Source organism: Kitasatospora sp. NPDC018619, from assembly GCF_044391605.1.
In the GTDB taxonomy this organism is placed as follows: Bacteria; Actinomycetota; Actinomycetes; order Streptomycetales; family Streptomycetaceae; genus Kitasatospora.
Window position 1 is genome coordinate 279,410 of sequence record NZ_JBISAI010000009.1, and the last position, 25,383, is coordinate 304,792.

Genomic DNA, 25,383 nt, shown 5'->3' on the forward strand with positions numbered 1-25,383 from the left:
TTTTTATCGACCAAGGACACGACTTGGCAAAGTTATGACCTTTCCTCTAGCTCGACCTGACTGACCCCCGTCAATCTCTGACCCAGCTCCTTTCCCTGCACAGCTACCCCCACTGGAGTCAGAGTGATCCCCACGTCCTCCTCCCGCCGTGCCCGCATGGCCGCGGCCGTCGCGGTCGTCGCCGCCCTCGCGGGCGCCACCGTGCCGGCCGCCACCGCCTCCGCCGCCCCCGGCACGCGCGAGGCCGCGATATCCCAGGCCCGCGCCAACGTCGCCCACAACGCCGGGGCGTTCGGCTTCGGCACCGGCCAGGACCTCGTGCCCAGGGACGTCGTGGTCGACGCCGACGGCAGCACCCACGTCCGCTTCGACCGGACCTTCCAGGGCCTGCCGGTCGTCGGCGGCGACCTCGTCGTCCACCAAGACGCCAAGGGCCGGCTCAAGGACTCCTCCCGCGCGGCCGCCCACGACCCCGCCGTGAAGTCGACCGTCCCGAAGGTCGGCGCGCAGTCCGGCGCGGCCGAGGCGCTGGCCGCCGCCCCGGGCGTCCGGGACGCCGTCAGCACCCCCGAGCTGGTCGTCTGGGCCGCCGACGGCACCCCCCGGCTGGCCTGGCGCACCACCGTCGAGGGCACCGGCGAGCACGGCCAGCCGGCCGGCAAGGTGGTCGTGACCGACGCCACCACCGGCGAGCAGATCGAGTCCTACGACGCCGAGCACCAGGCGGCCGGGACCGGGAACTCCGAGTACACCGGCACCGTCACCATCGACACCACCGCGACCTCCGGCGGCTACACCCTGACCGACCCGGTCCGCGGCCACGTCACCAAGGACGCCAACAACCTCTCCGCGAGCTCGCTCAAGGCCACCTCCGGAACCCCGTTCACCAGCACCACCAACGTGTGGGGCGACGGGCAGAAGTTCTCCACCAACCGCGCCACCGCCGCCGTCGACGCCCACGCCAACACCGCCTGGACGTACGACTACTACAAGAACGTCCACGGCCGCAGCGGCATCAAGAACGACGGCAAGGGCGCCACGGTCTTCGTCCACGTCGGCACCAACTGGGACAACGCCCAGTGGTCCGACAGCTGCTTCTGCATGATGACCGGCGACGGCGACGGCACCACCGACCCGGAGCAGGTGGACCTCGACACCATGGGCCACGAGATGACCCACGGCGTCACCAGCGCCACCGCCAACCTGCGCTACAGCGGCGAGTCCGGCGGCCTCAACGAGTCCACCAGCGACATCTTCGGCACCATGGTCGAGTGGTACGCCAACAACAGCGTCGACAAGGGCGACTACCTGTTCAGCGACCAGTCCACCCCGCCGTGGCTGCGCCGCTTCGACAAGCCCTCGCTGGACGGCCGCTCGGCCGACTGCTGGAGCAGCACCGTCGGCAAGCTCGACGTGCACTACTCCTCCGGCGTCGGCAACCACTGGTTCTACCTGGCCAGCGAGGGCAGCGGCAGCAAGACCGTCAACGGCGTCGCCTACACCAGCCCGACCTGCAACAACTCGACGGTGGCCGGCATCGGCAACACCAAGGTCGCCAAGATCTGGTACCGCGCGCTGACCGTCTACATGACCTCCACCACCACCTACAAGGGCGCCCGCACCGCCTCCCTGAACGCGGCCCGCGACCTCTACGGCGCCGGCAGCACCGAGTACAACGCGGTCGCGGCGGCCTGGAGCGCGGTCAACGTCAGCTGACGCCGGCCGGCCGGGCGGCCGCGGGGCCGGCTAGTAATCGAACCCGACGTGGCAGTGGTCGTGGTGGGTGTCGTCGGTGAAGAACCGGTTGCCGACGCCCGGGATCGCCACCGGACCGCCCACGTTGTACGAGCCGGCGGCGGCCGCGTCCCGCATGAAGGACTCGACGAGCTGCCGGGACGTGCCGGGATCGACCACGGCCAGCCCGTCGATCCGCCAGACGTCGAAGGCCCGGCCCAGCGGATGGTCGCTGGGCCGGGTCGTGCCGAAGACGTCCAGCGGGTGGCCGGTCCGCACCACGCTCACCGAGAGGGTGTACGGGCCGGCCAGCCGCAGCATCGCCTCCGCCACGCTGTCGTGCACCGTGCCGGCGCGCAGGTCCGCGGCGGCCTCGGGCGGCAGCTCGATCCGGGGCTCCGCCAGCACCCGGGCCACCGCGGGGGACGGGGCGGCGGCCGGGCCCGCGGCGCCCGGGAGGAGGTCGGTGACGGTCCAGCGGGGTTCGGCCCGGGCGAGCCGGACGTCCACCGTGGTGCCGCCCTCGACCACCGAGCCGTCCGGGCCGCGGGTCCACTGCCGGCAGACCACCAGCACGCTCGCCGAGTCGGCGAGGATGCCGCCGTACTGGGCGACCACCACCTCCAGGCTCGCCTCGGCCGCCGCCGGGGCCAGCGGGCCCGCCCGGTCGGCCAGCGCGGGCGGCAGGCCGAGCGCCGCCACCCGGGCCCGGGCCGCCTCGGCGCCCTGCCCGCCGGGCGGCCAGGCGCCGAGCGCGGCGACCAGTTCCACGGCGCGGCGCTTGACCTCGGGCTGGATCTCGCCGGGGCCGGGCTGCCAGAGGGGCGGGCGGGGCAGCGGCGTCGGCGTGGGGACGGGTGTCGGCGTGGGGACGGGTGTCGGCGTGGGTGTCGGCGTGGGGGTGGGCGTTCCGGGCGGAGTCGTGGCGGGGCTGCCGGGCGCCGTCCGCGGCCTGCCGCCGCCCGTGCAGCCCGCCGCCCCGAGCACCAGCGCCGCCGTACCCGCCGCACCGGCCCGCAGCACCCCGCGCCGGTCCGGGGCCCGGCGGCCGCCCTCCGCATCCGTCATGCCGTCAGTATGCGGGCATCGCCTCCCGGGTACGGGGTGGCACGCAGCCGTAGCCGCGGCGGCCGGGCGAGGGCCTCAGCCTCCCGCGGCGGCCGGCGGCTCCGGGGGGCGCAGGCCGTAGCCCTGAGCGGTCCGCACGATCCAGGTGGGCTCGCCGAGCTTCGCCCTCAGCAGCGTCATCGGGTACCCGAGCTCGTGCGGGTGGAGGGCCGCCCGGTAGACCTTCCACAGGATCTCCTGCGGATCGTGCACGCCCTCGCCGAGGTCGACCAGGCCGCGCAGCAGCCTGACGTCGGCGCGGGTCAGCTGCACCGGACGGCCGTCCAGGGTGACCACCCGGGTGTCCGGGTCGACGACGAGGCGCCCGTCGAAGGCCGTCAGCGCGCCCTGCGGTTCCACGGCCCCGCCGAAGCGCTCGCGGACCCGCTCCTCCGCCGTCCGCTCGTACGGCGGGCTCCCCTTCGCCCCGCCCTCCACACCATCCGTGCCCTCCACACCCGCCATGCCCGGCAGCCTAACCGGCGGTGCCCGGCGCCGACCACGCGGCGTTCCGACCGGGCGGGCCGCGGGCGCGCGGGGGCCGAGGCGACGGTGGACGGACGGGCCGCCCGGCTCACCCCTGCGCGAACGGCGCCAGCAGCGCCTCCGCCGAGACCGTCCTCGCGTACAGCACCGACCGCCCGGCGCGGTGGGCGCTGACCAGCCGGGCGTCCCGCAGGGCCGTCAGGTACTGGGACACCGCCGAGGCGGAGAGCCCGGTGCGCCGGGCGAGCTCGCTCGTGGACGCCGGGGCCGCCAGCTCCGTCAGCAGCCGGGCCCGGGGCCGGCCGAGGACGGCGGCCAGGGCCCCGGTGCGGTCCGCCGGGGCGGCAGCCCACAGTCCGCCGGTCCCGCGTGCGGGGTAGGCGAGTTGGAGCGGCTCCGGCGGGGCGAGCCGGGTGTAGAGCGCCGGGCCGGTGAAGGCGGACGGGACCAGCAGCAGGCCCGCCCCGGCCGTCCGGCCCGGCAGCGGGCGCGTGCGGTGGCGCAGCCGCAGGGTGTCCTCCGTCCACCGGAGTCCGGCGTGCAGGTCGTTCAGGACCCGGGCCGCCCCGTGCTCGGCGGCCTGGCGGGCGCGGTGCAGCACGTCCGCGTCCAGCACGGCGCGGATCCGCGCCCAGTACGGGGCGAGCGCGAGCTCCCAGTAGGCCTCGACCGCCTCGGTCAGCCGGGCCAGGCCGCCGACCGGGTCGCCGTACAGGGCACGGAGCCGGGGGCCCGGCCCGCCGTCCTCCCGGAGCCGGTCGAGGTCGCGCCGGACCTGCTCGGCGGGGGTGGACCGGATCGCCGCCAGCTCCTCCGCCAGCGTGGGAGCGGGCCCTTCCGGGGCCGGGTTGAGGAAGTCCGGCACGTAGCCGGCGGGCCGGACCAGCTCGGCGAGCAGGGCGTACGACGGGCCGAGCGCGGCCAGCCGGGGCCGCACCTGCTCCGCCCAGGGCCGGTGGACGGGATGGGCGAGCCCGGAGCGCAGCAGCCGCAGGCTCGGGCCCACCTCCCACATCGGGGAGACCGCGAAGCGCATCCGCGCCAGGTCCCCCGCCGTGAACAGCAGCTCGGCCAGCGCACCCACCCCCGTGGATTCAGACATGTGCGAATCATTGGCGGTCAGGCTAGTGCACTGGCGATCATGACCGGCATGACGTCGAACAGTCTCGTGAACACCCCCGTCACCGCCCGCGCCTCCGGCACCTGGACGCTCGGCGACCGCACCGTCCACCGGATCGGCTTCGGCGCGATGCGCCTGCCGCAGACCGGCCCCGCGCTCGTGCCGCACGCCGTCCCGCGTGACCGCGAGCAGGCGCTGCGGGTGCTGCGCCGCGCCGTCGAACTGGGCGTCAACCACATCGACACCGCCGCCTTCTACTTCTCTCCGCTGCGCTCCGCCAACGAACTGATCAACCGCGCGCTCGCCCCGTACGCCGACGACCTGGTGATCGCCACCAAGGTCGGCCCCGGTCGCAGCCTCGACGGCAGCTGGGCCGAGCACGCCCGCACCCCCGCCCGGCTGCGCGCCCAGGTCGAGCAGAACCTGCGCGAGCTCGGCCGCGACCACCTCGACCTGGTCAACCTGCGCGTCGTCGGCACCGACTCCGTCGCCGAACGCTTCGGCGCGCTGGCCGAGTTGCGCCGGGCCGGACTGATCCGGCAGCTGGGCCTGTCCAACGTCCACCCGCACCAGCTCGCCGAGGCGCAGACCATCGCGCCGGTGGTCTGCGTGCAGAACCCGTACGGCATCGGCGCCACGCCGGAGCAGGACGAGCTGCTGCGGATCTGCGGGGAGCAGGGCGTCGCCTTCGTCCCCTTCTACGCGATCGCCGGAGCCGGCCGGGAGCGCGGCGCGGGCCAGGCCGAGCCCGCCCAGGTCCGGACGGTGGCCGAGGCGCACGGGGTGAGCGCCGCACAGGTGCGGCTGGCCTGGACGCTGAGCCGCGGCCCGCACGTCCTGGCCATCCCGGGCACCGGCGACCTGGCCCACCTGGAGGCCAACATCGCCGCCGGGGCGCTGCGCCTGTCCGCGCCGGAGCTGGCACTGCTGGACGAGGCCCACGCGGAGTGAGCCCGACGTTCCGTCCACCCGTCCCCCGCCCTTGGGCGTGTCTGACGATTCGCCGCGCACCCGGCGAGAATTGTCAGACACGCCCGAGGAGGCCCCGCCCATGACCGACCGAGCCACCCGCTACCTCTATCTGGCCCGCCACGGCGAGGCCGAGTCCGAGGGCGACGGCAGCGGCCTCACCACCGCCGGCCGCCGGCAGGCCGTCCTGCTGGGCCGGCGGCTGGCCGGCCGCCCCCTCACCGCGCTGCACCACGGCCCGCTGCCGCGCGCGGCCGAGACCGCGCGGCTGGTCGCCGCGCAGCTGCCCGGCGTACGGGCGGAAGTCCGCGAGGAGGCCGGGGACTTCGTGCCCTACCTGCCCGATCGGGCCGAACTCCCGGAGGACAGCGCCCAGTTCCTGCTTGACCGCCTCGCATCCACCACGGCGGCGGCACGGGAGCAGGGCGCGGCGCTGGCCCACAGGGCCGTCGAGCGGTTCACCGGGCCGGTGCCCGGCGGCGAGGCGCGGCACGAACTGGTCGTCACCCACGCGTTCGTGGTCGGCTGGCTGGTCCGGCACGCGCTGGACGCCCCGGCCTGGCGGTGGCTCGGCGTCACCGCCGCCAACGCGGCGCTGACCGTCCTGCGCTACGCGCCCGGCCGACCGCCCGCCGTGCTGCTGCTGAACGACCAGGGCCACCTGCCGGAGGAGCTGCGCTGGACCGGCTACCCGCCCGAACTCCGCTTCTGACGAGGGGCCGTGGGGGCGTGGGGCCGTGGAGCCGTGGGGCCGTGGAGCCGCCGACGGGAACATCCGGACCGGCCCACGGCCGCCGGACGGGGCCCAGGGCGAACAGACCCGGATCGCCGCCGCCGGGGCCCGCACGGCGCGCTCCACGGCCACTGCCCCGGCGGCCGGGCCGAGCGGGTGGCCGCCGCCCTCGCGGAGGGAGCCGCCCTGCCCCCTCCGCCCGACGCGGTCGCGGACCGCTGGACCGCGCCGGCCCGACTGCCGGTGAGAACACCCGAGTCGGGAAACACGGTCGCAGAAGCCCCCAGACCGTTCGTCCCCCGCGGCACCCCGGAGGACCCGCCGCCCCGGCGACGGGCGCCTCCCTCGTGGACCGGCGGCCCAGGGGCGCCCGACCGCCGCTCCCCGTACCGGCGGAGGTCCGCACGCTCACGCGGACGTCCGGGGCGGCCGCCGCGCCGGGCCCCACCGAGGAACAGGCGGTCCGCCCGCCGCCGACCTGGACCGTCCGCCCGAGCCGCTACGCCCCCGGCCCCTCGAAGACCAGCTCCGTCCAGTGCACCCCGTCCCGCCCGTGGAGGTCGCGGCGGGCGGAGCGGTGGACGAGGCGCAGGCCGTGGTCGGCGGCGAGGGCGACGGTGGGCTCGGGCGGGAGGTCGAACATGCGGCGGCCGGGTGGGACGGGGCCGTGCCGGAGGGTGAGTGCGAGGCGGCCGGCCGGGGCCAGGAGGCGGGCGAGGGCGGCCATCGCGGGCGGCCGCTCGGCGGGGTCGAGGTGCATCCAGACGGCGGTGAGCAGGACGAGGTCGTACCGCCCGCCCTCGGCGACGAGCAGCGGCAGGACCGGCAGCTCGTCGGCGACCCAGCGGACGCCCGAGCCGGCGTGCAACCGCCCTCCGGCGGCGCGGAGTTCGGGGGTCGGCTCGGCCGCGGTCACCCGGTGCCCGAGGGCGGCGAGGGCCGCGGCGTCGCGGCCGGTGCCGGCGCCGACGTCGAGGACGGTCGCGGGCGGGGCCGGGTACAGGTGGCTCACCGCCCGGTGCACTTCGGCGAAGGTCACGCTCTCGTACTGGACGGCGAGTTGCTCAGCCGCCTCCCCGTACCCGGCGGTCCCTGCGTGCCCGGCCGGCTCCGCAGCTCCGGTCACGCCGCCTCCCTGACGGCCACCGCGTCGCCTGCGGCGGCTCCGGCGAAGAGGTCCCGCGGCTCGCGCAGGCCGTGGACGACGAGCGCCGCCCACGCCTCGGGCCAGGGCGTCGGGTGCCGGCGAGGGGCGACGGTCAGGGCGGGGACGCTGCCCGGCCGGCGGACCTGTTCGGGACGCAGCACCGGGACGGCACCGTCCGGCAGGACACCGGCCGACAGGGCACCGGCCGGCAGCGCCCCGTCCGGTGCGGGCCGTCCGCCGCCGTGGACGGACAGCCGGGCGGCGGGCTCGGGGTGCGGGCCGTTCTCGGCGGGCGCGAGCTCCCCCAGGGCGGCGGTGCGCCGCACGCCGAGGGCGTGCCCGGCGGCGGCCGGCCGGCCGTACCGGACGGCGCGGTCCCGGGGCACGAGGCGGCCGGGTTCCTCCGGCCGGCAGGTGTCCACGGCCCGGCCCGGCAGGCGGCGCCGGTCATGATCCACGCTCACCCGCTCAGCGTAACGAACCCGGGCGTCCGCGCCCCGGCCGACCGCCCCGACCCGCCCGGACCGGACCGCCCGAACCGACCGTCTCCACCGGTTCAGGCCTCGCCGGGGTGCCAGGCGGGCCATTCCCAGGGGCGGTCGGCCCAGTGGACGCGCTGGGGGTCGCGCGGGTCGAGGTCGGGGAAGAGCTGGTGGACGCGCGGCTCGAACTCCTCCGGTGCGAGCGGCTCCCAGCCGTGGCCCTCGAAGTGGACGAGGCGGTAGCGGCTGTCGGTCCGGAACTCGGCCACCTCGACGAGGGGGGCGGACGTGCTGTTGGTCTCCATGCCCCCCAGCATGTGGCGCACTGGCAATCAACGCCCGTCCAAACCCCTCTTCCGGGTCATGTCCCGGCGTCGGTGCGCTCGTTGAGCACGGAAACGTTCGAGGGGGGCCGCTGGAAGGACGAGCACATGACTGGGCAGCCCACCGGAGGGCAGTGGCAGTGGCCGCAGGATGCGTGGCAGCCGCCGCCGGTTCCGACGAAACCGCCACCGCAGTGGTCCTCCGCCTCACCACCGAGGCGGCTGTCACGCAGGGCCTGGACGGCGGCGATGGTCGGGACGGGCGCCGTGCTGGCCTCCGTCCTGGCGATGTACGGCCCCGGGCCGGGCGACGAGCTCAGCGCGGCGGCGGCGCCGGACTCCTCGCCGTCCGCCGCGGACCCGACGGCGCAGCTGCTGCCGGTCTCACCGGCCCCGGCGCAGCCCGCGCCGTCCCCCCTGCCGGCGCCCACCCCGGGCACGGCGGTCCCCGTCGGCGGGCCGGGTGCCCCGGCGCCGGCCGCGCCCAGCGCCGCACCCGGCGCCGGGGCCGGGACGACGCTTGACGCCCAGCACGCCCCGGCCAGCGCCCACCCCAAAGCGGGGCACAGCCCGCACAGCTCCACGCCGGCCCGGGGTCCGTCGGGGACGCCCGCCCAGGCGAGTTCCGGGGCGGGCACGGGCGGCGGCCCGGGCACGATCTGCGACCAGGCCGAGCGCGCGGGCCGCTGGCCGACCGGCTCGGACCAGGCCAGGATCTGCCGCGGTCTCTACGGCTGAGCCGGCCCCGCCCCCGGGGCCGTGGACACGCCCGGCGCCGGGGACACGCCCGGGGCCGGGGACACGTCCGGCGCCGCCGGAACGCCCGGGGCCGCGGGGGCCCCGGGCACCCCCAGCAGCCCCTTGTCCAGCCGGGGCGCCAGCACCCGCGCCAGGGTGTCGGTGATGTGCCCGGTGTCCCGGTACAGCACCACGCCCTCCAGGACGGCCGGGCAGGAGGGCCCGGTGCCGGGGCAGAGCAGCGGGCCGAGGTCGAGGGTGCGGACCCCGTACCGGGCGGCGAGCCCGCCGTCCAGCACGGGGTCGGGCTCGAAGGCGGTGTCGCGCGGGAAGGGGCAGGCGTCCGGGCGCCCGTCGGCGGCGGCCAGGCAGGCCGGGATGTCCTTGCCGGGCATCGGGGTGTCGCCGAGGTAGGCGAGCGGGGCGCCGAGTGCGGTGAGCCGGTCCAGGGTGCGGGTCCAACCCTCGGTGCGCTCCTCCGGGCTGCCGTAGCGGTTGAGGCCGGCCATCAGGACCAGGCGGGGCTTGGGCCCGGAGGCCAGCCGGGTGAGGGTGTTCTCGCGCCAGCGGTCGCACTCCTCGAAGGTGCGGCCGAGCACGTTGTTGCGCACGGTGAGGGTGGCCAGCGGGCAGCCGGGCTTGACCAGGACCTCCAGGGCCCAGTGCCGCTGCTCGGCCAGGGCGAGGCCGGCGGAGATCCACTGTCCGGCGTGCGAGTCGCCGAGCAGCACGATCCGGTCGGGGCTGTCCTCGGCGCCGAACAGGCAGCGCGGGCTGCTGTCGGCGTTGAGCGGGATCTCGCAGCCCTTGCCGGGCGGGAAGTCCTCCCTGGCCCGGGCCAGCGAGGGCGTCAGACCGACCACCTGGGTGCCGGGGGCGAGCAGGGCCGGGCCGTCGACGGCTCCGGCCGGGGCCGCGGCGGGCCCGGCGGCCGGGTCGCCGAGGGCGCGTACGGTGCTGCCGCCGAGGGTGAGCGCGGCGATCAGCGGGATGACCAGGGCGCTGGCGCCGACCGCGAGCCCGCGCCGGGGCGCCGGGCTGCTGCCGTACCGCAGCGGCTGCTCGACCAGGCGCAGGGTGAGCCAGGCGGGCAGTGCGCTGGCGGCGGTGAGCGCGAGCAGGGTGGTCCAGGGCAGCGCGCCGTACCGGGCCTGGGCGATGGTCAGCACCGGCCAGTGCCACAGGTACCAGGCGTAGGAGAGCCGTCCGGCGGCGCGCAGCGGGCGGGTGGCGAGCAGTCGGCCGGCGTCGGCGGCGCCGGGGGCGCGGTGCCCGGCCAGCAGGACGGCGGCGGTGCCGAGGACGGGCAGCAGTGCGGCGGTGCCGGGGAACGGCGTGGTGCGGTCGTACAGGACGACCGGTGCGAGCACGGCCGCGAGGCCGAGCCAGCCGGCGGCCCGTAGCGACCAGGCCACGGGGCGCCGTCCGGCACGGGCGGTGAGGGCCGGGCCGGCCAGGGCGGCGCAGGCGCCGGCCGCGAACTCCCAGAGCCGGCTGCCGGTGGAGAAGTAGGCGAGCGGCGCGGAGGCGGCCGTCCAGTGCAGGCAGAGCGCCAGCGAGACCCCGCCGACGGCCGTGGTGGCGAGGGTGATCGCCAGGGTGCGGCGGCGGCCGTGCAGGGAGCGGGCGAGGCCGAGCAGCAGCACGCCCCAGAGCAGGTAGAACTGGTTCTCCACGCCCAGCGACCAGAAGTGCTGGAGCGGGCTCGGGTCGCGTTCGGCGGCCAGGTAGTCGGTCTGTTGGCCGACGAAGCGCCAGTTGGCGAACTGGCCGGCCGAGGCGATCAGGTCACGGGCGAGGTCGGTGGCGCGCAGCGGGTCGAGCAGGGCGCCGCCGGCGGCGGCGGTGGCGACCAGCACGGTGGCGGCGGCGGGCAGGATGCGGCGGGCGCGGCGGGCGGCGAAGTCCCACAGGCCGAGCGGGCGGCCGACGAGCAGGCCGGTGATCAGGAAGCCGGAGACCACGAAGAAGATGTCGACGCCGACGAATCCGCCGGTCAGCCCGGGGACGGCGGAGTGGAAGGCGAGGACGGCGAGCACGGCGAGGCCGCGCAGTCCCTCGATGTCGGGGCGGAAGGCGGTGCGGGGGCCGGTCCGCCCGTTCTCGGTGACGGCGGCGCGCCGCGGGACGGCGGCTTCCCGGTCCATCCGGACGACGCCGGGCAGCAGTTCGGGCGCGGCGGGCGGTTCCGGTACGGGCGGGGAGGACGGCTCGGCGAGGCTCACGGCAGGCGGCTCGGTGGGACGTGCGGCAGACGGCTCCGGTACGGGCACGGAGGTGGGCTCTGAGGACGGTGCGGCCGTTGGCACGGCGGTGCTCCTTGCAGGGCTGGCAGCGGTGGTCGGGCCCGCCGGGCCGATGGGGCGGCCGGGCGGTGTCCGCGCCGGTGGGGCGACGCGCAAGGAAGGGCAACGGGGAGGATGGGCAACAGGCAGGCGTCACCCGGAGACTGATGGTGGATCAGAAGATCAGCGGGTCGGCCCAGCCGGAGGCCAGCAGCCCGCAGAGGAGCAGCACGGCGGTGACGGCGACGGCCTCGGCCCGTTCGAACCCGAGGTCGGAGCGGCCCGGGGCGGGGGCGGCGACCTCGCCGACGGCGGCGCCCTTGCCGCCCTTGGCCCCGTTCAGCAGCGGCCACAGCTCCCGGATCAGCGGGACCATGGTGTACGCGGTGAGCGCGAGCAGCCCGGCGAGCGCCCAGTACGGCCGCCAGCCGTACAGCAGCGCCGCGCGGACCAGCCCGGCGGCGCCCGCCAGGACGACGAACCCGAGCCAGCCGACCCCGATCCGGGCGACGGTGCGGGCGAGCGAGCTGCCGCCGGAGACGGCGCCGGTGGGCACCCAGTCGGCGGAGCGGCGGCGCAGCGCGTGCGCGATGGCGACCACGTGGCAGAGCCCGCCCAGGAGTTGGACCCGGGTGACCTCGAAGCGCCAGCGAGTGCGGGACATCGCGGGCAGCAGCACCAGGGCGACCCAGATCGGCGGCAGGAACGGCAGCACCTGCCAGGGCTGGATCTCCTCGGGGCGGAAGAACAGCATGATCAGGGCGGGCAGCGGCACGGCGAAGACGTTCACCGCGCTGGTGACGTAGCCGAGGATGCCGTTCCAGAAGCAGAGCCGGGCGGACTTCGGCAGCGGCCCCCGGCGGAAGTCCGGGTCGCGGACCAGGGCCAGGGAGCCGAGGCACCAGCGGTACTGCTGGCTGATGAAGGCGGGCAGGCCGGTGGGCGACATGCCCTTGGCGACCAGCGCGGGGACGTAGCGGGTGGCCCATCCGGCGCGGGCGAGGGCGAGGCCGGTGTAGAGGTCCTCGCTGTGGTCGATCTCGGCGAAGCCGCCGATCCGCCGCAGTGCGGCGCGGCGGTAGAGGGCGTTGGTGCCGCAGCAGACGGTGCCGTCCTGCGCGTCCCGGGAGGGCTGGATCCAGCGGTAGAAGATCTCCTGGGTGGCTCCCGCGGCGCGTTCGAGCCAGGACATGTCGGCGTCCGTGTCGAAGCACTGCGGGCTCTGCACGATGCCGACCTCGGGGTTGTCGAGGTAGGGCACCAGGTGGTGCAGGAAGTCGGGGCGGGGGCAGAAGTCGGCGTCCAGGACGGCGACGATCTCGCCGGTGCCCTCGGCCAGGCCGTGGTTGAGGTTGCCGGCCTTCTTGAACCGGCCCCGGTCGGGGCGGGCGTGGTAGCGGAAGCCGTAGGACTCGGCGAGTTCGCGCACCTCGGGGCGGTCGGCGTCGTCCAGGACGAGGACGGTCAGCTCGCCGGGCCACCGGACGGCCGCGGTGTGCCGGTAGGCGTTGTCCAGGACGGCCAGCGGCTCGCCGGCGGTGGGGAGCAGCAGGTCGACGCTCGGTGCGCGGGCGGGGCTCCAGGCGCGCAGCAGCAGGTCGTGCGAGTCACGGGTGAAGCGCCGGGCGCGCTGGCCGTCGGTGAGCGAGAGCAGCCAGGTGGCCGCGTTGAGCACGGTGAGCACCAGGAAGGGCCAGAGCAGCGGCTTGCTGAGGGCGAACAGGCCGAGGGTGGCGGTGGCTCCTGCGTAGGAGAGGGTGGCGCAGAGCAGCACCCAGCGGCGCTGCGGGCCGAAGTACCAGTAGAGCTCCTCGTCGTCGGGCGGGCTGGGCAGTCGGTGGCCCTCGGGGTCCGCGGGTGTCCGGCGCGGACCGGTGTCGGGTGCGGGCATGGCGGTGCCATGGAGAACGGGCATGCGGAAATGGCCCCCCTGGGCATCGGACGGAACGTGGCCGTTCGCCCTCAGCCTCTCACATTGGCCTAGACCAATAATGAACGAGGTATGACATCTCCGCATCGCCCCAGCTCGGCGAGTTGACGGCTGGTCACCTGCGGAAACCCGTTCCAGCGAAACTGAACCGGCGCCCGAGCGCGGGCCGTTTCCGCCTCGCCGGGCGAGCGGTCAAGCCGTCAACTTCCTTACTCGGTTGTCAGTTTCCGGCGGTCGGCGCCTTCAACTCCTTGATGAGATGGACGAACCGGAGGTCCGGCCGCCGCGGGATGCCGAACCTCTCGTCGCCGTACGGGAACGGGCTGAACCCGCCGGTCCGCCGGAAGCCGCGCCGCTCGTACCAGGCGATCAGCTCCTCGCGCTGCTCGATCACCGTCATCTCCATCGCGCGCACGCCCCAGCGCTCGGCCGCCAGCCGCTCCGCCTCGGCCAGCACGGCCCGGCCGAGGCCGCCGCCCTGCAGCCCGGGCCGCACCGAGAACATGCCGAAGTAGGCCACCTCGCCGCGCTGTTCCAGCTGGCAGCAGGCGACCGGCTCGCCGTCCCGCTCGGCCAGCAGCACCAGGCCGTCGGGGTGGCTCACGGCCTCGGTGACGGCCTCCCGGTCGGTGCGCCGGCCGCCCAGCAGGTCCGCCTCGGTGGTCCACCCGGCCCGGCTGGACTCGCCCCGGTAGGCGGACTCGACCAGCGCCACCAGCGCCGGGACGTCGGCGGGCGTGGCGGGCCGGAAGGCGGTCTCCCCGGCAGGTCGGGCGGGGCCGGCGGCGGTCTCGGTCATGGCTGCTCCTCTCCTCGCATGGCGGGGCCGCCCGTGGTGGCCGGCCCCGCGGGCATCGTGCCACAGCGCCTCCCCCGCACCCCGGGCCACGCCCCGCGTGCCCCCGCTGCGCGCCTCGGCCACACCCCCGCCCGCACCGGCGCCCGCACCGGCAGAACCGGCAACGCCGGTTGCCGGTGGTGGCGCTCCGGCCCGCCTGACGTGCGTTCACCATGTGAAAAAAGATGCCTGGTGACCATGCCAGGTACATGGCTACTCTGCGGTACGGCCGGCCAGCCCCCGGCCGTAACGGGTCATTTCGACCTTCCCCACGCTCGGTCCAGAGGAGTGCCCATGTCCCGCTCTTCCCGTTCCGCCCGCACGGCCGGCACCGACAGACCGGCCCGCCGCCGTCTGCCCGCACTCGCCGCCCTCGCCGCCGCGACCGCCCTGGTCGCCGGTGCCGCCGCTCCGGCGTACGCCGCCGGACCCGCCTCCGCCGCCCCCGTCGTCGAGGGCCGCCCCGGCTTCCACCCCGAGCAGGACTTCGCCGGCTCCACCGTCGCCGCCCGCGAGGGCCGCGAGGCCGCCGCCCCCTTCGCCTCCCTCGCCGCCACCCAGACCCCGGGGCTGGACGTCTCCAGCTACCAGGGCAACGTCAACTGGTCCTCGGTGGCCGCCAACGGCGCCAAGTTCGCCTACGTCAAGGCGACCGAGGGCACCGGCTACACCAACCCGAGCTTCGCCCAGCAGTACAACGGCTCGTACAACGCCGGCCTGATCCGCGGCGCCTACCACTTCGCGCTGCCGAACGCCTCCTCCGGCGCCACCCAGGCCAACTACTTCGTCAGCCACGGCGGCGGCTGGTCCGCCGACGGCAAGACCCTGCCGCCCGCGCTGGACATCGAGTACAACCCCTACGGCGCCACCTGCTACGGCCTCAGCCAGAGCGCCATGGTCAGCTGGATCCGCGACTTCAGCAACACCGTGCACACGCGCACCGGCCGCTACCCCACCATCTACACCACCACCAACTGGTGGACCCAGTGCACCGGCAACAACGGCGGCTTCGGCACCACCAACCCGCTCTGGATAGCCCGCTACGCCTCCTCCGTCGGCACCCTGCCGAACGGCTGGGGCTACCAGACCTTCTGGCAGTTCGCCGACTCCGGCACCTTCCCCGGTGACCAGAACTACTTCAACGGCGCGGCCGACCGCCTCCGCGCCCTCGCCCTGGGCTGACGCCCGACGGGCCGACGCCTGACGCACCGGGGTGGGCCGCGACACCGCGCGGCCCACCCCGGCCGTACGTCCGGCCAGGGGCTGCCGCCTGCCCTTCATGACGAGTGCGGGCCCACGACCGGCCCCGGCCCCCGAGGGATCCGAAACGAGCCGACGCCATCAGAACCGGCCACAATCCCCGGAACGCCAGACCCTCCACACCTCCGCCGCCTACGCTCCTGAAGCGGCTGGTGCAGTTCCACATAGCCCGGCCGACAGGAACATTGACTCGTAGGCACGGCCCACGTCCGCCCCGGTACGGCTCTACGCCGGGATCCGCGGGAAAGGAAGTGCCTGCCGGCACCAGAGGGGACTCTCATGGCTGACCTCGACCTCGGTAAGGCCACGGACTGGGCCGAAGGCGAGACCCACGGTCGCGTCAAGCTCGTGGACAACCGCGTCTACTCCGGGACCCCCGAGAAGGACGTGGCGATCATCTCGCCGAACAGCGTGGAGATCCAGGTGAACTCCAACCTCAACTCCTCCCAGGAGGCGGACAAGGTGTACTTCACCACCTACCACGGCAGCACGAAGCACGTCATCGCCGTCCTCGACTCCGACGGGAACCTGAGCATCGCCGGGAAGCTCATCACGGACCAGAAGAACCTCGGCTACTAGGCAGCCCGGCCGGGCTGGACCCGACGTCCTCGGGCCGGCGGGGCCGGTCCGGGCCGACGCCCGACGCACCGGGGTGGGCCGCGACACCGCGCGGCCCGCCCCGGCCGTACGTCCGGGCCCGGCGATCAGCCGTCGATGCGGTGCTGGCTCCAGAAGGAGGTCAGGTCGACGGTGGTGGCGGCCTGGGCCGCGGCCTTGAACTCCGCGGTGGTGGAGACGCCGTACCAGTGCGCCTGCGCGTAGCCGCGCAGCAGCGCGGTCATCGCGCTGTCCCCGATCGTCCGGCGCAGGTCGTGCAGGGCGCACTTGCCGTAGCCGTAGACGACCGTGGAGTAGCGGGAGGAGTTGGCGTCCCAGTACGCCATCGAGTTGGTGATCCGCTCTGCCGGGGAGGCCCAGGAGACGCTGTTCCAGCAGCCGTTGCCGGTCCTGCCGAGCGCGAGGTCGGTCGCGTAGTCGGTGAACGCCTCGTCCAGCCAGGGGCCGTTGTACTCGTCGTCGCCGACGATGCCGTACCACCACTGGTGGCCGATCTCGTGGGTGAGCGCCGTGGTGCTGACCAGGTCGAGGACGAAGCCCGGGTACTCCATGCCGCCGAACCAGAAGTTGTTGTCCAGCACCGCGTCCAGCTCCCCGTACGGGTAGGCGCCGAAGCGCTGGGCGTGGGCGTCGACCGCCGTAGTCGCGGTGGAGAGCATCGACCGGGAGTCGGCCGCGCTGATCCCGGCCACCGAGTAGACGTTGACCTTCACCCCGGCCGCGGAGGTGCCGGATATCCGGGTGAACGGCCCGGCGGCCCAGGCGAAGTCGCGCACCTTGCTCGCGGTCGCCTTGGTGACGGTCCGCCCGGCGGCGCCCGGGGTGTCCACCGAGGTGCCGGTCGCGGGCACCAGCAGGCCGCTCGGGTGGTCCAGGGTGACGGTGAAGTCCGAGGCCAGTGAGTAGAAGGACTCGCCGTTGTTGGTGTACGGGTCGAGGTGCCAGCCGGCGCCGTCCCGCACCGCCAGGACGGGCAGGGCGTTGCCGAGGAAGTTGTACGCGCCGTCGTGGCCGAAGCGGTCCGCGCCGCTCGGCACGGTGATGCCGAGGTCGAAGGCGACGGTGCCGCCGGCGCCCTGGGCGAGCGGGGCCGGCAGGGCGATCCTGAGCGCGGTGCAGTCCACCGTGAGCGGGGACGCGGTGCCGCCGGTCACGTTGGTCACCGTGACCGGGGTGCTGGGGCAGCTGCCGTGGGCGTTGTCCCACAGCCGCAGGTAGACCTCGTTCAGCGGGTCGGGCGAGGCGTTGGTGAAGGTCACGCTCTCGTGGCCGCTCCAGCTGCCGCCGGAGGCGTCGCTGCTGAGGTCCACGGTGTAGGCGGGCGCGACCGGGGTGCGGGTCGGGTCGCCGGGGCCGGGCGGGGTGGTGGTGCCGCCGGAGGCGTCCAGGGTGACGTCGTCCAGGACGAAGCTGGTCTGGAGGCTTGCGTCCTCGACGCCGGTGAAGGAGAGCGCCACCGTGCGGCCCGCGAAGGCGGAGACGTCGACGCTCCGGTGGACGTACCCGGGCTGGGCGTCCAGGTTGGAGTACGTGGCCACGGTGGTGGAGCCGAGCCTGACGCTCAGCTGGTCGTAGGCGGTGCTGCCGGTCGTCTCGGCGGTGTCGACGTGCAGCCAGAACCCGAGCGTCGCGGTGCCGCACCCGACGGGGAGGGTGACGGACTGGGTGAGCGTGTCGGTGTGGCCGGAGCCGTAGCCGTCGAGCCAGGCGTAGGAGCTGCCGGAGTGGGCGCTCTGGCCGCTGTCGGCGGTGATCGCCCCGCTCGGTGCCGTCCAGGACGAACTTCCGGATTCGAAGCCGCCGTTGGCGACGACCTGGGCGGGGGCGCAGTCCGCGGCGCTCGCCACGTCGGGGGTTGCGAGCGCGGGGGTTGCGAGCGCCGCGAGGCAGGTCGCCGCGAGCAGGGCGGCGCCGGTCAGGGCAGGCAGGAGTCTTCTCATCGGAGCCTCTCGTGGGGAGCGGGCCGGGAGCAGCAGGGTGACAGCAAACCCGCACCTTTGAAAGGCTCATGACATGGGACGCACACGCCTCACCGGACGACCGGCAGCACCGCCTTGGCGCTGCGGCCGGTCGCCGCCTCGATGAAGTCCACCGGGTCCGCCACCTCCGCCAGCAGCGCCCGGGTGAAGTGCAGCGCCCCCTGCGCGGGCGGCGGTCCGCCGACGGCCGCGACCAGGTCGAGCAGGTGGACGGTCGCCTCCATCAGCGCCACCTCGCCGAGCGCGCCGACCGTCACGCTGCCGAGCAGCGGGTGCGCCACCGCCGTGCCGGGCGGCAGGTCCGCGATCCCGGCCAGCGCGGCCGGGCCCTCGACCCCGAACCGGGAAACCAGCAGCGCGGGTTCGGCCGCCCCGGCGGTCTGCCTCGCCGCCTCGGCGACCTGGTCGGCGGCGGTGTGGGCGATGCCGCCGGGCCGGTTGTAGGCGCGCAGCACGCCGGCGCCGTCGACCATCTCGGCCGGCCCGTCCAGGACGGCCGCGCGCAGCCCGTCGAACATCTCCGGCACCGGTGCCACGTGCGCGTACAGCTCCCGCACCGTCCACCCCGGCAGCCGGGTGGGCCGCCCCCAGTCCTCCGCGGCCAGGGCCGCGCCCCGTTCCGCCCACGAGGCCCACGCCTGCGCCAACAGTTCGCTCACCGGGGCGTTCTGACTGCTCATCGGCTCTCCTCGGGATGGTGATCACGACGTGGGGCCCACGCTACCCCGGGCCCCTTCGGAGAACCGTTCGCCGCCCTCCGCTCCGGACCGCCGCCCTCGGCGCATGACCGACGCCGCCGCCCGCCTGCTGCCCGCAGGGCCCGCCGCCTCCCCCGCCCGGGCCTCCTCACCCTGCCGGGGATCACCCTGCGGGACCCGCTCACCGTGCGCTGCTTCGCCGCCCCGGTGCTCGGCGGCGGGGGCCGGGACGGCGCCCGCGCCGTCCGGCTGCTGCCCGGCTGAGCCCCGCGCCGGGCGGGGGCCGAAGGGTCTTCGTCGGAGCCGCGCCTCAGACCCGGGCGCCCAGCATCCGCAGCACCAGCTCCCCGTACCGGCGCCCGAGCTCCTCCGGCGTTTCCGAGGAGTTGTCGGTGTACCAGCGCGAGACGTCGATGCCCAGCGAGGTGACGGCGCGGGCCGCCGTCCGCACCTCCGTCACCCGGAAGTCCCCCTCCGCCACGCCCGCCTCGATCAGCGCGGTCACCTCGCGCTCGATGTCGAGCCGCAGCGCCGCGACCACCGCGTAGGCGTCCTCGGGCAGCGCGTGCAGCTCGTAGTTGACCACCCGGCCGACCGTCCGGGCGCGGGCGTGCCAGGCGGTGAACTGCTCGACGAGCCGCCGCATCCGCTCGGCCGGGCCGCCCGCGCCGGCGGCCGCGTCCCGGACCAGGGCCAGCGTGGCGGCGTGCCCGGCCCGGCTGATCTCGGCGAGCAGCGCGGCCTTCGACTGGTAGTGGATGTACAGCGCGGCCGGGCTCATCCCGGCCGCGGTGGCGATGTCCCGGGTCGTGGTGGCGTGGAAGCCGCGCTCGGCGAACGACTCGACGGCGGCCTGGAGCAGCCGGTACGCCGCCTCGGGGCGGGTGTCGGCGCCGGGCAGGGTCGGCCAGAGGTCGGCGAGCGGGGTGCTGGTCATGACGTCATCCTCCCAGAGACTCGCACAGGCTTTCCCGCCGACCGCCCCTCGGACCGTGCGGTACGGGGGCCGGACGGCGGGGCGCCCGGGCAGCCGGCCCGGACGGGTGCGGCGTCCGACTGTTGACAGCCTCCCGCACCGACAGCATGCTGAGCAAGCGCTTAGTCAGCTGGTAGCACGATTCCCCCGGGGCCCTCTCCCCGGGCTTCCCCCGCAGGAAAGGCAGGACGCTCCGTGGTGCACTCCTTCAAGGGCCAGGTGGCCGTGGTCACCGGATCGAGCCGCGGCATCGGCCTCGGCATCGCGCGCGAGCTGGTCGACCGCGGGGCCCGGGTCTGCCTCACCGCCCGCAACCCGGAGCCGCTGGCCGAGGCCGTCCGCGAGCTCGGCGGCCCGGACAACGCGATCGCCGTCGCGGGCAAGGCCGACGACCCGGCGCACCAGGAGGAGGCCGTCGCCCGCACCCTGGAGGCGTTCGGGCGGCTCGACCACCTGGTGAACAACACCGGCATCAACCCGGTCTACGGGCCGGTCCTGGACACCGACGAGGCCGCCGCCGCCAAGATCCTCGCCGTCAACGTGCTGGCCCCGCTGGCCTGGACCCGCCGCGCGCACGCGGCCTGGATGGGCGAGCACGGCGGATCGGTCGTCAACGTCTCCTCCGTCGCGGGCATCCGCTCCTCGCTCGGGATCGGCATGTACGGCGTCAGCAAGGCCGCGCTGATCCGGCTCACCACCGAACTCGCCGCCGAACTGGGCCCGCAGGGCATCCGGGTCAACGCCGTCGCCCCGGCCGTGGTCAAGACCCGCTTCGCCGAGGCCCTGTACGAGGGCCGCGAGGAGAAGGTCGCCAAGGCCTACCCGCTCGGCCGCCTCGGCGTCCCCGAGGACGTCGCCGGCGCCGTCGCCTTCCTGCTCTCCCCGGACGCCGGCTGGATCACCGGCCAGACCCTGGTGGTGGACGGCGGGGTCACCCTGGGCGGTGGCCTGTGACCGGCGGAGCGGGCGGCGACGGCGGCGGGGCGGGCGGGAACCGTACGGCCGTCGGCCCGGCGCCCGACGGGGTGACGGCCGTCGGCCCGGCGCCCGACGGGGTGACGTCCGACGGCCCGGCGCCCGACGGCCGGGCGTTCGACCGGCAGGCGTTCGACGGGCAGGCGTTCGACGGGCAGGGCGTGGTGGTCACCGGCGCCGGCCGGGGCATCGGCGCCGCGCTGGCCCGGGCCTTCGCCGCGGCCGGCGCCCGGGTGGTGGTCAACGACCTGGACGCCGAGGCCGCCCACGCCGTGGCCGAGGAGTGCGCGGGCACCGCGCTGCCCGGGGACGCCGCCTCCGCGGAGGGCCTGGCCGGGCTGGTCCGCCAAGCCCGCGCCGAGCTCGGCGAGGTCGACGTCTGGTGCGCCAACGCGGGCGTGGCCCCGGCCGGCGGCGCCGACGCACCCGCCGCGGCCTGGGCCGGCGCCTGGGAGGTCAACGTCATGGCCCACGTCCGGGCCGCCGAGCTGCTGCTCCCCCGCTGGCTGGAGCGCGGCGGCGGCCGCTTCCTGGCCACCGTCTCCGCCGCCGGGCTGCTCACGATGCTGGGCTCCGCCCCGTACGCGGTCAGCAAGCACGGCGCGCTGGCGTTCGCCGAGTGGCTCTCCGCGACCTACCGCCACCGGGGCGTACGGGTGCACGCGCTGTGCCCCCAGGGCGTGCGCACCGACATGCTCGCCTCCACCGGAGCCGTCGGCGAGGCGCTGCTGGCCCCCACCGCGCTCGACCCGGCGGACGTCGCCGCGGCCGCGCTGGACGGGATCCGCGCGGAGCGCTTCCTGCTGCTGCCGCACCCCGAGGTCGCCGACTACTACCGTGCCCGGGCCACCGACCCGGACCGCTGGATCACCGGGATGAACCGGCTCCAGCAGGGGCTGGAGCGCAGCGAGGCGCTCTGAGGCCGCGGAAGACACGGCCCGGGGTGCCGGACGCCGGAGGCCGGGGAGCCAGGGCCTCCGGCGCCCGGCCCGACTCAGGCCCGCAGCCCGGCGATCACCTCCAGGGCCGGGCGGGGCGCGCGGCCGAGCAGGGCCGCGAGATCGCCCGGCCCGCCCGGGCCCGCCAGGAAGCCGTGGGCGATCGCCGAGTAGGTGCCGACCAGCATCGGCACCTGGAAGTCCCACGCGTCCGAGGCCGCCGCCGCGGCCCGGGCCTCGGCCAGCCGCCCCGGCCGGTACTCGGCGCCGAGCGCCTCGGCCAGCTCCGCGCCGCCCACCGCCCGCTCCCCCACCAGCTCGTAGGTGCGGCCGGCGTGCTCCTCGGGCGCGAGGGCGACCTCGGCCGCGACCTCGGCCAGATCGGCCCGGGCCACCGCCGCGAGCCCGCCGTCGCCCAGCGGCGCGGTGATCACCCCGTCCGGGCCGGGGGCGGCGATCGCGCCCAGGAACTCGGCGTACACGCCGTTGCGCAGCACCGTCCACCGCAGCGCGGACGCGCGCAGCCGACGCTCGGTCCAGCGGTGGGCGAGGGCGTAGGGCAGGTGGTCGCCGTCGCCGGACAGGCTGGTGTAGACGAGGTGTTCGACGCCCGCCCGCTCCGCCGCCTCGATCGCGGCGCCGTGCCGGGCGGTCACCACGTCGTCCTCGGCGGCGCCGGCGGAGATCAGCAGCACGGTCCGGATGCCGGCGAAGGCCGCGTCCAGCGTCCGCGGCCGGTCGAAGTCCACCAGCCGGGCCGGGACGCCGGCCGGCACCCGCTCCGGTGTGCGCGAGCCGGCGACGACGCCCGCCCGCCCGGCGAGCCGCTCCAGCACGAGCGTGCCCAGGCCTCCGTTGACTCCGGTGACGAGCAGCATGGGTCCTCCAAGGGGTGATCGGTCGTCGGCTGCGCGACCATCCTCGGTAGCCTGGGCGTCCGGCGTAAGGAGGCACTTCCATGTCAGCAGGGCACACCGCGGTAACCACCCCCCGCCCGGTGGTCTGGTGCGAGGACGGCGTGGACTGCGGGATCCGCGACCTGCTGGACCGGCTGGGCGACAAGTGGTCCGTCCTCACCGTCGTCGAACTGGCCCAGGGGGTACGGCGGTTCCGCGAGCTGCAGCGCGCGCTGCCGGGCATCTCGCAGCGGATGCTGACGCTGACCGTGCGCCGCCTGGAGCGCGACGGCGTGGTGTCCCGGACGGTGCACCCGACCGTCCCGCCGCAGGTGGAGTACGAGCTGACGCCGCTCGGGCACAGCCTGACCCGCCTCGTCCGGGCGATGACGGACTGGTCGTACGACCACCACGAGGCGATCGTCGCCTCCCGGCGGCGCTGGGACGCGGCCAACCCGGGCTCGGAGATCCGCTGAATCCTTTCGGTGCGCTGCCGCCGCGGCGGGGAATGCCCACCGGCGGTGGGCGGTTGTGCCCACCGACCGACAGGCGATCAGCGACGGGGGCAGGCCATGGCGGACCAGCACAGCAGGGTTCACGGGACGGTGGAGGCGGGCTTCGAGGGCGTCCGCGAGGAGTTCGCCGCGGTCCTCGGTGAGCTGCGGGTCGAGCCCGAGGCGCAGCTGGTGGTCCACCACCGCGGCCGCCGGGTGGTCGACCTGTGGTCCGGCCCGGGGACGACGGCGGACACGCTGACCAGCGGCTACTCCCTGGCCAAGGGCGCCGCCCACCTGGTGGTCGCGCTGCTGGTGCAGGAGGGCGTGCTCGATCTCGACCATGAAGTCTCCTCGTACTGGCCGGAGTTCGGGGCCGAGGGCAAGGAGCGGCTCACCCTGCGCGAGCTGCTCGCCCACCGTGCCGGCCTGGTCGGCGTCGACGGCGGCTTCACCCTCGCCGAGCTGGCCGACGACCGGCTGCTCGCCGCGCGGCTGGCGGCCCAGCGGCCGTTCTGGGAGCCCGGGACGGCGTACGGGTACCACGCCTTCGTGATCGGCGCCCTGACCGGCGAGGTGGTCCGGCGGGTGACGGGCCGCTCGCTCCAGGAGCTCTTCGAGGAGCGGATCCGGGCCCCGTACGGCCTGGACTTCTACCTGGGCCTGCCAGAGGCGCTCGAACCGCGCTTCGCCGAGGTGCTGCCGATGCAGCCGACGCCGAAGGAGCGGGAGCGGCTGGTCGCCGGCGCGCCGGCGCCGGACAGCATCCAGGGCATCGCGTTCAACCGCAACGCGGCCGAGCCGACGGACCTGACGGCCTTCGCCAACACCCGGCAGGTGCGGGCCCTCGGGCCCGCCTCGTCCGGAGCGGTGGTCTCCGCGCGGGGCGCGGCCGGGCTGTACGCCGCGGCGGTCTTCGAGGCGGACGGGCGGGCACCGCTGCTGAAGCCGGAGACGGCCGCCGAGTTCGCCCGGGTCCACTACCGCGGGACGGACCTGGTGGCGGGCCACGAGGACGTGTTCGGCCTGGGCTTCGAGGAGCTGAGCGGCCGCTTCCGCGCCCTGGGCCCGAACGCGTTCGGCCACAGCGGGGCGGCTGGCTCGCTCGCCCTCGCCGACCCGGACAACGGCATCGCCTACGGGTACACCCGCCGCCGCTTCGGCGTGCCGTCGGGGTACGGCGCGGGGCCGGAGAACCACCGGCTGATCGCGGCGGCGGTCGCGGCAGCGGGCGCGGCAGCGGGCGGGCGCTGAGGCGTACGCCGAGCTGGGCCCGGGCGGCGGGCGGCGGGCGCTGACGCACCCCCGGGCGGCGGCGGGTGCGCCCGCTACCGCTCGTACGCCATCTCCGGGAAGCGCGCCGAGGGCCCGTCCAGCAGGTGGTCGTCCTGGCCGCGCAGCCAGCGGTCGAAGAAGGATGCCACGTAGCTGCGGGTGGCCAGTTCGGCGCGGCCGGGGCGGATGTCGCCGACGTCCCTGCGCAGTTGCTCGGCGCCGAGCACGCCCTGCCGGGCGAGCTGGGGCAGCAGCGCCTGGGCGTCGGTGTACGAGCCGTGGCGGGAGCCGATCAGGGTGACGTCGGCGCGCCAGCCGGTGCTGTGCTGCCACAGGGCGTTCCAGCCGGGCTGGTCGCGGTAGCTGCCGGAGTCCTCGCCGCCGCTGCCCATCAGCAGGAACGGCCGGTCCAGGCCGTCCTCGGCGACGCTGGGCAGGAAGGTGCCGGTGTGGCCGTCCGGGCCGGGGAAGTGCATCTGCCCGTCCATGTTGATCCCGGCGGCGATCCGCGGGTCGTCGTGCATGGTCTGGAGCGCGGTGAAGCCGCCCGCCGACTGGCCGACCATGCCGATCCGGCCGAGGTCGAGCGCCCCGGCCAACCCTGCGGGCAGGCCCGGCCGTTCGCCGAGCTCGGCGAGCCGGTCCAGCACGAAGCGGGTGTCGGCGACCCGGGTGTCCATCGCCTTGCGCAGCACCGCGCCGATGTCCAGGCCCTCCTGGCCGAGCATGCCGGGCAGCACCGAGGTGGCCAGGTCGCCGCCGGGGAAGGCGACCTCGGAGGCCTCGTAGGTGTGGTCGACGGTGACCACCACGTAGCCGCGCGAGGCGAGGTCCTCGACCAGCGCCGTGCCCCAGGTGCGCGGGTCCCCGAGGCCGGGCGAGTAGAGCACCACCGGGCGCGGGCCGCCGGGTAGGGCGGGCGCGTTCTGGCGGGCGTGGGTGCGGATGGCCGACCAGTCGGTGCGGCCGGGCTCGGTGCCGTAGTTGAGCAGGCCGACGCCGTCCGGGCCGTCGAAGTGCCGCCCGGCGGCGGGCTCCATGTACCGGACCCGGTCGTCGCCGGCGGCCGGGTGGGAGGTCGGGTACCACAGGCTGATCATCAGCTCGCGCTGGTGCCCGGGGTGCCACGGGTCCTCCCGTCCGGCGTCGGTGAGGTGCAGCGCGGTGGTCCCGATCGGGTACGGCCCGCTGGGCTCCGGCAGCCAAGCCCGCGCCTGCCGGCCGGGGGTGCCCTCCCCGGGGGCTCCGGTGCCGGGAGCGCCGGTGCCGGGGGCGACCGCCGCCGCGGCCGTACCGATCGTGCCCACCGCCGTCGCCGCCGCCAGCGCCAGCGCCGCCACGGCCCGTCCCGGAATTCCCATGATGCCCCTCCGCGTTCCGAT

Annotated in this window: 24 protein-coding genes; 10 read left to right on the forward strand and 14 right to left on the reverse strand. The window is 75.8% G+C overall.

Annotation, left to right across the window (positions count from 1 at the left end; genetic code table 11):
• The first annotated feature begins 123 nt into the window (after positions 1-123).
• Complete coding sequence (locus tag ACH5AR_RS17155; protein WP_396302226.1) at positions 124-1,716, forward strand: M4 family metallopeptidase; 1,593 nt, start codon at positions 124-126, stop codon at positions 1,714-1,716.
• A 30-nt stretch (positions 1,717-1,746) separates the two neighbouring features.
• On the opposite strand, the gene ACH5AR_RS17160 is transcribed toward ACH5AR_RS17155, so the two are convergent.
• The 3 genes from ACH5AR_RS17160 to ACH5AR_RS17170 form a co-directional block, all read right to left on the reverse strand.
• The gene (locus ACH5AR_RS17160; protein WP_396302227.1) at positions 1,747-2,802 is read right to left on the reverse strand and encodes a hypothetical protein; all 1,056 of its coding nucleotides are present in this window, start codon (positions 2,800-2,802) and stop codon (positions 1,747-1,749) included.
• A 75-nt stretch (positions 2,803-2,877) separates the two neighbouring features.
• Positions 2,878-3,306 carry a hypothetical protein gene (locus ACH5AR_RS17165; protein WP_396302228.1) on the reverse strand — a complete coding sequence of 143 codons (429 nt, stop codon included), beginning with the start codon at positions 3,304-3,306 and terminating at the stop codon, positions 2,878-2,880.
• Between the two features lie 109 nt (positions 3,307-3,415).
• Complete coding sequence (locus ACH5AR_RS17170) at positions 3,416-4,429, reverse strand: ArsR family transcriptional regulator (protein ID WP_396302229.1); 1,014 nt, start codon at positions 4,427-4,429, stop codon at positions 3,416-3,418.
• A 48-nt stretch (positions 4,430-4,477) separates the two neighbouring features.
• Between ACH5AR_RS17170 and ACH5AR_RS17175 the strand changes: the two genes are divergently transcribed.
• Both ACH5AR_RS17175 and ACH5AR_RS17180 read left to right on the forward strand, forming a co-directional pair.
• Positions 4,478-5,398 carry an aldo/keto reductase gene (locus ACH5AR_RS17175; protein ID WP_396302230.1) on the forward strand — a complete coding sequence of 307 codons (921 nt, stop codon included), beginning with the start codon at positions 4,478-4,480 and terminating at the stop codon, positions 5,396-5,398.
• A 100-nt stretch (positions 5,399-5,498) separates the two neighbouring features.
• Positions 5,499-6,128 (forward strand): histidine phosphatase family protein, encoded by a 630-nt coding sequence (locus ACH5AR_RS17180; RefSeq protein WP_396302231.1) that lies wholly within the window; start codon positions 5,499-5,501, stop codon positions 6,126-6,128.
• A 520-nt stretch (positions 6,129-6,648) separates the two neighbouring features.
• Here the strand turns inward: ACH5AR_RS17180 and ACH5AR_RS17185 are convergent.
• From ACH5AR_RS17185 to ACH5AR_RS17195, 3 genes are all read right to left on the reverse strand, one after another.
• Positions 6,649-7,275 carry a class I SAM-dependent methyltransferase gene (locus tag ACH5AR_RS17185; RefSeq protein WP_396302232.1) on the reverse strand — a complete coding sequence of 209 codons (627 nt, stop codon included), beginning with the start codon at positions 7,273-7,275 and terminating at the stop codon, positions 6,649-6,651.
• Positions 7,272-7,760: a hypothetical protein gene (locus tag ACH5AR_RS17190; protein ID WP_396302233.1), complete on the reverse strand. Its 489-nt coding sequence runs from the start codon at positions 7,758-7,760 to the stop codon at positions 7,272-7,274. The genes ACH5AR_RS17185 and ACH5AR_RS17190 overlap by 4 nt, the downstream gene beginning before the upstream one ends.
• Before the next feature lie 92 nt (positions 7,761-7,852).
• Entirely contained in the window at positions 7,853-8,083 is a 231-nt protein-coding gene (locus ACH5AR_RS17195) for a hypothetical protein (RefSeq protein WP_355262023.1), read from the reverse strand.
• A gap of 267 nt (positions 8,084-8,350) precedes the next feature.
• Between ACH5AR_RS17195 and ACH5AR_RS17200 the strand changes: the two genes are divergently transcribed.
• A complete protein-coding gene (locus tag ACH5AR_RS17200) occupies positions 8,351-8,839 on the forward strand; it encodes a hypothetical protein (protein ID WP_396302234.1) in 489 nt (162 codons plus the stop codon).
• On the opposite strand, the gene ACH5AR_RS17205 is transcribed toward ACH5AR_RS17200, so the two are convergent.
• The 3 genes from ACH5AR_RS17205 to ACH5AR_RS17215 form a co-directional block, all read right to left on the reverse strand.
• Positions 8,830-11,064 carry an acyltransferase family protein gene (locus ACH5AR_RS17205; RefSeq protein ID WP_396302235.1) on the reverse strand — a complete coding sequence of 745 codons (2,235 nt, stop codon included), beginning with the start codon at positions 11,062-11,064 and terminating at the stop codon, positions 8,830-8,832. The genes ACH5AR_RS17200 and ACH5AR_RS17205 overlap by 10 nt on opposite strands.
• A 235-nt stretch (positions 11,065-11,299) precedes the next feature.
• Positions 11,300-13,039: a glycosyltransferase gene (locus tag ACH5AR_RS17210; protein ID WP_396302236.1), complete on the reverse strand. Its 1,740-nt coding sequence runs from the start codon at positions 13,037-13,039 to the stop codon at positions 11,300-11,302.
• A gap of 235 nt (positions 13,040-13,274) precedes the next feature.
• Positions 13,275-13,853, reverse strand: coding sequence for a GNAT family N-acetyltransferase (locus ACH5AR_RS17215; RefSeq protein WP_396302237.1), 579 nt, complete (start codon positions 13,851-13,853; stop codon positions 13,275-13,277).
• A 333-nt stretch (positions 13,854-14,186) separates the two neighbouring features.
• Between ACH5AR_RS17215 and ACH5AR_RS17220 the strand changes: the two genes are divergently transcribed.
• Together ACH5AR_RS17220 and ACH5AR_RS17225 are read left to right on the forward strand one after the other, a co-directional pair.
• The gene (locus tag ACH5AR_RS17220; protein ID WP_396302238.1) at positions 14,187-15,074 is read left to right on the forward strand and encodes a lysozyme; all 888 of its coding nucleotides are present in this window, start codon (positions 14,187-14,189) and stop codon (positions 15,072-15,074) included.
• Positions 15,075-15,431: 357 nt separating this feature from the next.
• Positions 15,432-15,731, forward strand: a complete 300-nt coding sequence (locus ACH5AR_RS17225) for a DUF6342 family protein (RefSeq protein WP_396302239.1) — start codon at positions 15,432-15,434, stop codon at positions 15,729-15,731.
• Positions 15,732-15,856: 125 nt separating this feature from the next.
• Here ACH5AR_RS17225 and ACH5AR_RS17230 read toward each other — a convergent pair whose 3' ends face one another.
• The 3 genes from ACH5AR_RS17230 to ACH5AR_RS17240 form a co-directional block, all read right to left on the reverse strand.
• The gene (locus ACH5AR_RS17230; RefSeq protein ID WP_396302240.1) at positions 15,857-17,710 is read right to left on the reverse strand and encodes a M1 family aminopeptidase; all 1,854 of its coding nucleotides are present in this window, start codon (positions 17,708-17,710) and stop codon (positions 15,857-15,859) included.
• Positions 17,711-17,799: 89 nt separating this feature from the next.
• Positions 17,800-18,429 carry a maleylpyruvate isomerase N-terminal domain-containing protein gene (locus ACH5AR_RS17235; protein WP_396302241.1) on the reverse strand — a complete coding sequence of 210 codons (630 nt, stop codon included), beginning with the start codon at positions 18,427-18,429 and terminating at the stop codon, positions 17,800-17,802.
• Between the two features lie 328 nt (positions 18,430-18,757).
• Positions 18,758-19,384 (reverse strand): TetR/AcrR family transcriptional regulator, encoded by a 627-nt coding sequence (locus tag ACH5AR_RS17240; RefSeq protein ID WP_396302242.1) that lies wholly within the window; start codon positions 19,382-19,384, stop codon positions 18,758-18,760.
• A gap of 234 nt (positions 19,385-19,618) precedes the next feature.
• On the opposite strand from ACH5AR_RS17240, the gene ACH5AR_RS17245 reads away from it, so the two are divergent.
• Together ACH5AR_RS17245 and ACH5AR_RS17250 are read left to right on the forward strand one after the other, a co-directional pair.
• Entirely contained in the window at positions 19,619-20,377 is a 759-nt protein-coding gene (locus ACH5AR_RS17245) for an SDR family oxidoreductase (protein WP_396302243.1), read from the forward strand.
• 182 nt (positions 20,378-20,559) lie between these two features.
• Positions 20,560-21,318, forward strand: coding sequence for an SDR family NAD(P)-dependent oxidoreductase (locus ACH5AR_RS17250; protein ID WP_396302272.1), 759 nt, complete (start codon positions 20,560-20,562; stop codon positions 21,316-21,318).
• Positions 21,319-21,392: 74 nt separating this feature from the next.
• On the opposite strand, the gene ACH5AR_RS17255 is transcribed toward ACH5AR_RS17250, so the two are convergent.
• On the reverse strand, positions 21,393-22,214 hold the full coding sequence (locus ACH5AR_RS17255) for an NAD(P)H-binding protein (protein ID WP_396302244.1): 822 nt from the start codon (positions 22,212-22,214) through the stop codon (positions 21,393-21,395).
• An 80-nt stretch (positions 22,215-22,294) separates the two neighbouring features.
• Between ACH5AR_RS17255 and ACH5AR_RS17260 the strand changes: the two genes are divergently transcribed.
• Both ACH5AR_RS17260 and ACH5AR_RS17265 read left to right on the forward strand, forming a co-directional pair.
• Positions 22,295-22,708, forward strand: a complete 414-nt coding sequence (locus tag ACH5AR_RS17260; RefSeq protein ID WP_396302245.1) for a winged helix-turn-helix transcriptional regulator — start codon at positions 22,295-22,297, stop codon at positions 22,706-22,708.
• 96 nt (positions 22,709-22,804) lie between these two features.
• Entirely contained in the window at positions 22,805-23,980 is a 1,176-nt protein-coding gene (locus tag ACH5AR_RS17265; RefSeq protein ID WP_396302246.1) for a serine hydrolase domain-containing protein, read from the forward strand.
• A 74-nt stretch (positions 23,981-24,054) separates the two neighbouring features.
• On the opposite strand, the gene ACH5AR_RS17270 is transcribed toward ACH5AR_RS17265, so the two are convergent.
• Positions 24,055-25,362, reverse strand: coding sequence for an alpha/beta hydrolase family protein (locus ACH5AR_RS17270; protein WP_396302247.1), 1,308 nt, complete (start codon positions 25,360-25,362; stop codon positions 24,055-24,057).
• Between the last annotated feature and the right edge of the window lie 21 nt (positions 25,363-25,383).

Coding starts and splice junctions, on each gene's coding strand:
- ACH5AR_RS17160 (WP_396302227.1), bottom strand. CDS start 2,802: ATGACGGATGCGGAGGGCGGCCGCCGGGCCCCGGACCGGCGCGGGGTG.
- ACH5AR_RS17165 (WP_396302228.1), bottom strand. CDS start 3,306: ATGGCGGGTGTGGAGGGCACGGATGGTGTGGAGGGCGGGGCGAAGGGG.
- ACH5AR_RS17170 (WP_396302229.1), bottom strand. CDS start 4,429: ATGTCTGAATCCACGGGGGTGGGTGCGCTGGCCGAGCTGCTGTTCACG.
- ACH5AR_RS17175 (WP_396302230.1), top strand. CDS start 4,478: ATGACGTCGAACAGTCTCGTGAACACCCCCGTCACCGCCCGCGCCTCC.
- ACH5AR_RS17180 (WP_396302231.1), top strand. CDS start 5,499: ATGACCGACCGAGCCACCCGCTACCTCTATCTGGCCCGCCACGGCGAG.
- ACH5AR_RS17195 (WP_355262023.1), bottom strand. CDS start 8,083: ATGGAGACCAACAGCACGTCCGCCCCCCTCGTCGAGGTGGCCGAGTTC.
- ACH5AR_RS17200 (WP_396302234.1), top strand. CDS start 8,351: ATGGTCGGGACGGGCGCCGTGCTGGCCTCCGTCCTGGCGATGTACGGC.
- ACH5AR_RS17210 (WP_396302236.1), bottom strand. CDS start 13,039: ATGCCCGTTCTCCATGGCACCGCCATGCCCGCACCCGACACCGGTCCG.
- ACH5AR_RS17215 (WP_396302237.1), bottom strand. CDS start 13,853: ATGACCGAGACCGCCGCCGGCCCCGCCCGACCTGCCGGGGAGACCGCC.
- ACH5AR_RS17220 (WP_396302238.1), top strand. CDS start 14,187: ATGTCCCGCTCTTCCCGTTCCGCCCGCACGGCCGGCACCGACAGACCG.
- ACH5AR_RS17225 (WP_396302239.1), top strand. CDS start 15,432: ATGGCTGACCTCGACCTCGGTAAGGCCACGGACTGGGCCGAAGGCGAG.
- ACH5AR_RS17230 (WP_396302240.1), bottom strand. CDS start 17,710: ATGAGAAGACTCCTGCCTGCCCTGACCGGCGCCGCCCTGCTCGCGGCG.
- ACH5AR_RS17235 (WP_396302241.1), bottom strand. CDS start 18,429: ATGAGCAGTCAGAACGCCCCGGTGAGCGAACTGTTGGCGCAGGCGTGG.
- ACH5AR_RS17240 (WP_396302242.1), bottom strand. CDS start 19,384: ATGACCAGCACCCCGCTCGCCGACCTCTGGCCGACCCTGCCCGGCGCC.
- ACH5AR_RS17255 (WP_396302244.1), bottom strand. CDS start 22,214: ATGCTGCTCGTCACCGGAGTCAACGGAGGCCTGGGCACGCTCGTGCTG.
- ACH5AR_RS17260 (WP_396302245.1), top strand. CDS start 22,295: ATGTCAGCAGGGCACACCGCGGTAACCACCCCCCGCCCGGTGGTCTGG.
- ACH5AR_RS17265 (WP_396302246.1), top strand. CDS start 22,805: ATGGCGGACCAGCACAGCAGGGTTCACGGGACGGTGGAGGCGGGCTTC.
- ACH5AR_RS17270 (WP_396302247.1), bottom strand. CDS start 25,362: ATGGGAATTCCGGGACGGGCCGTGGCGGCGCTGGCGCTGGCGGCGGCG.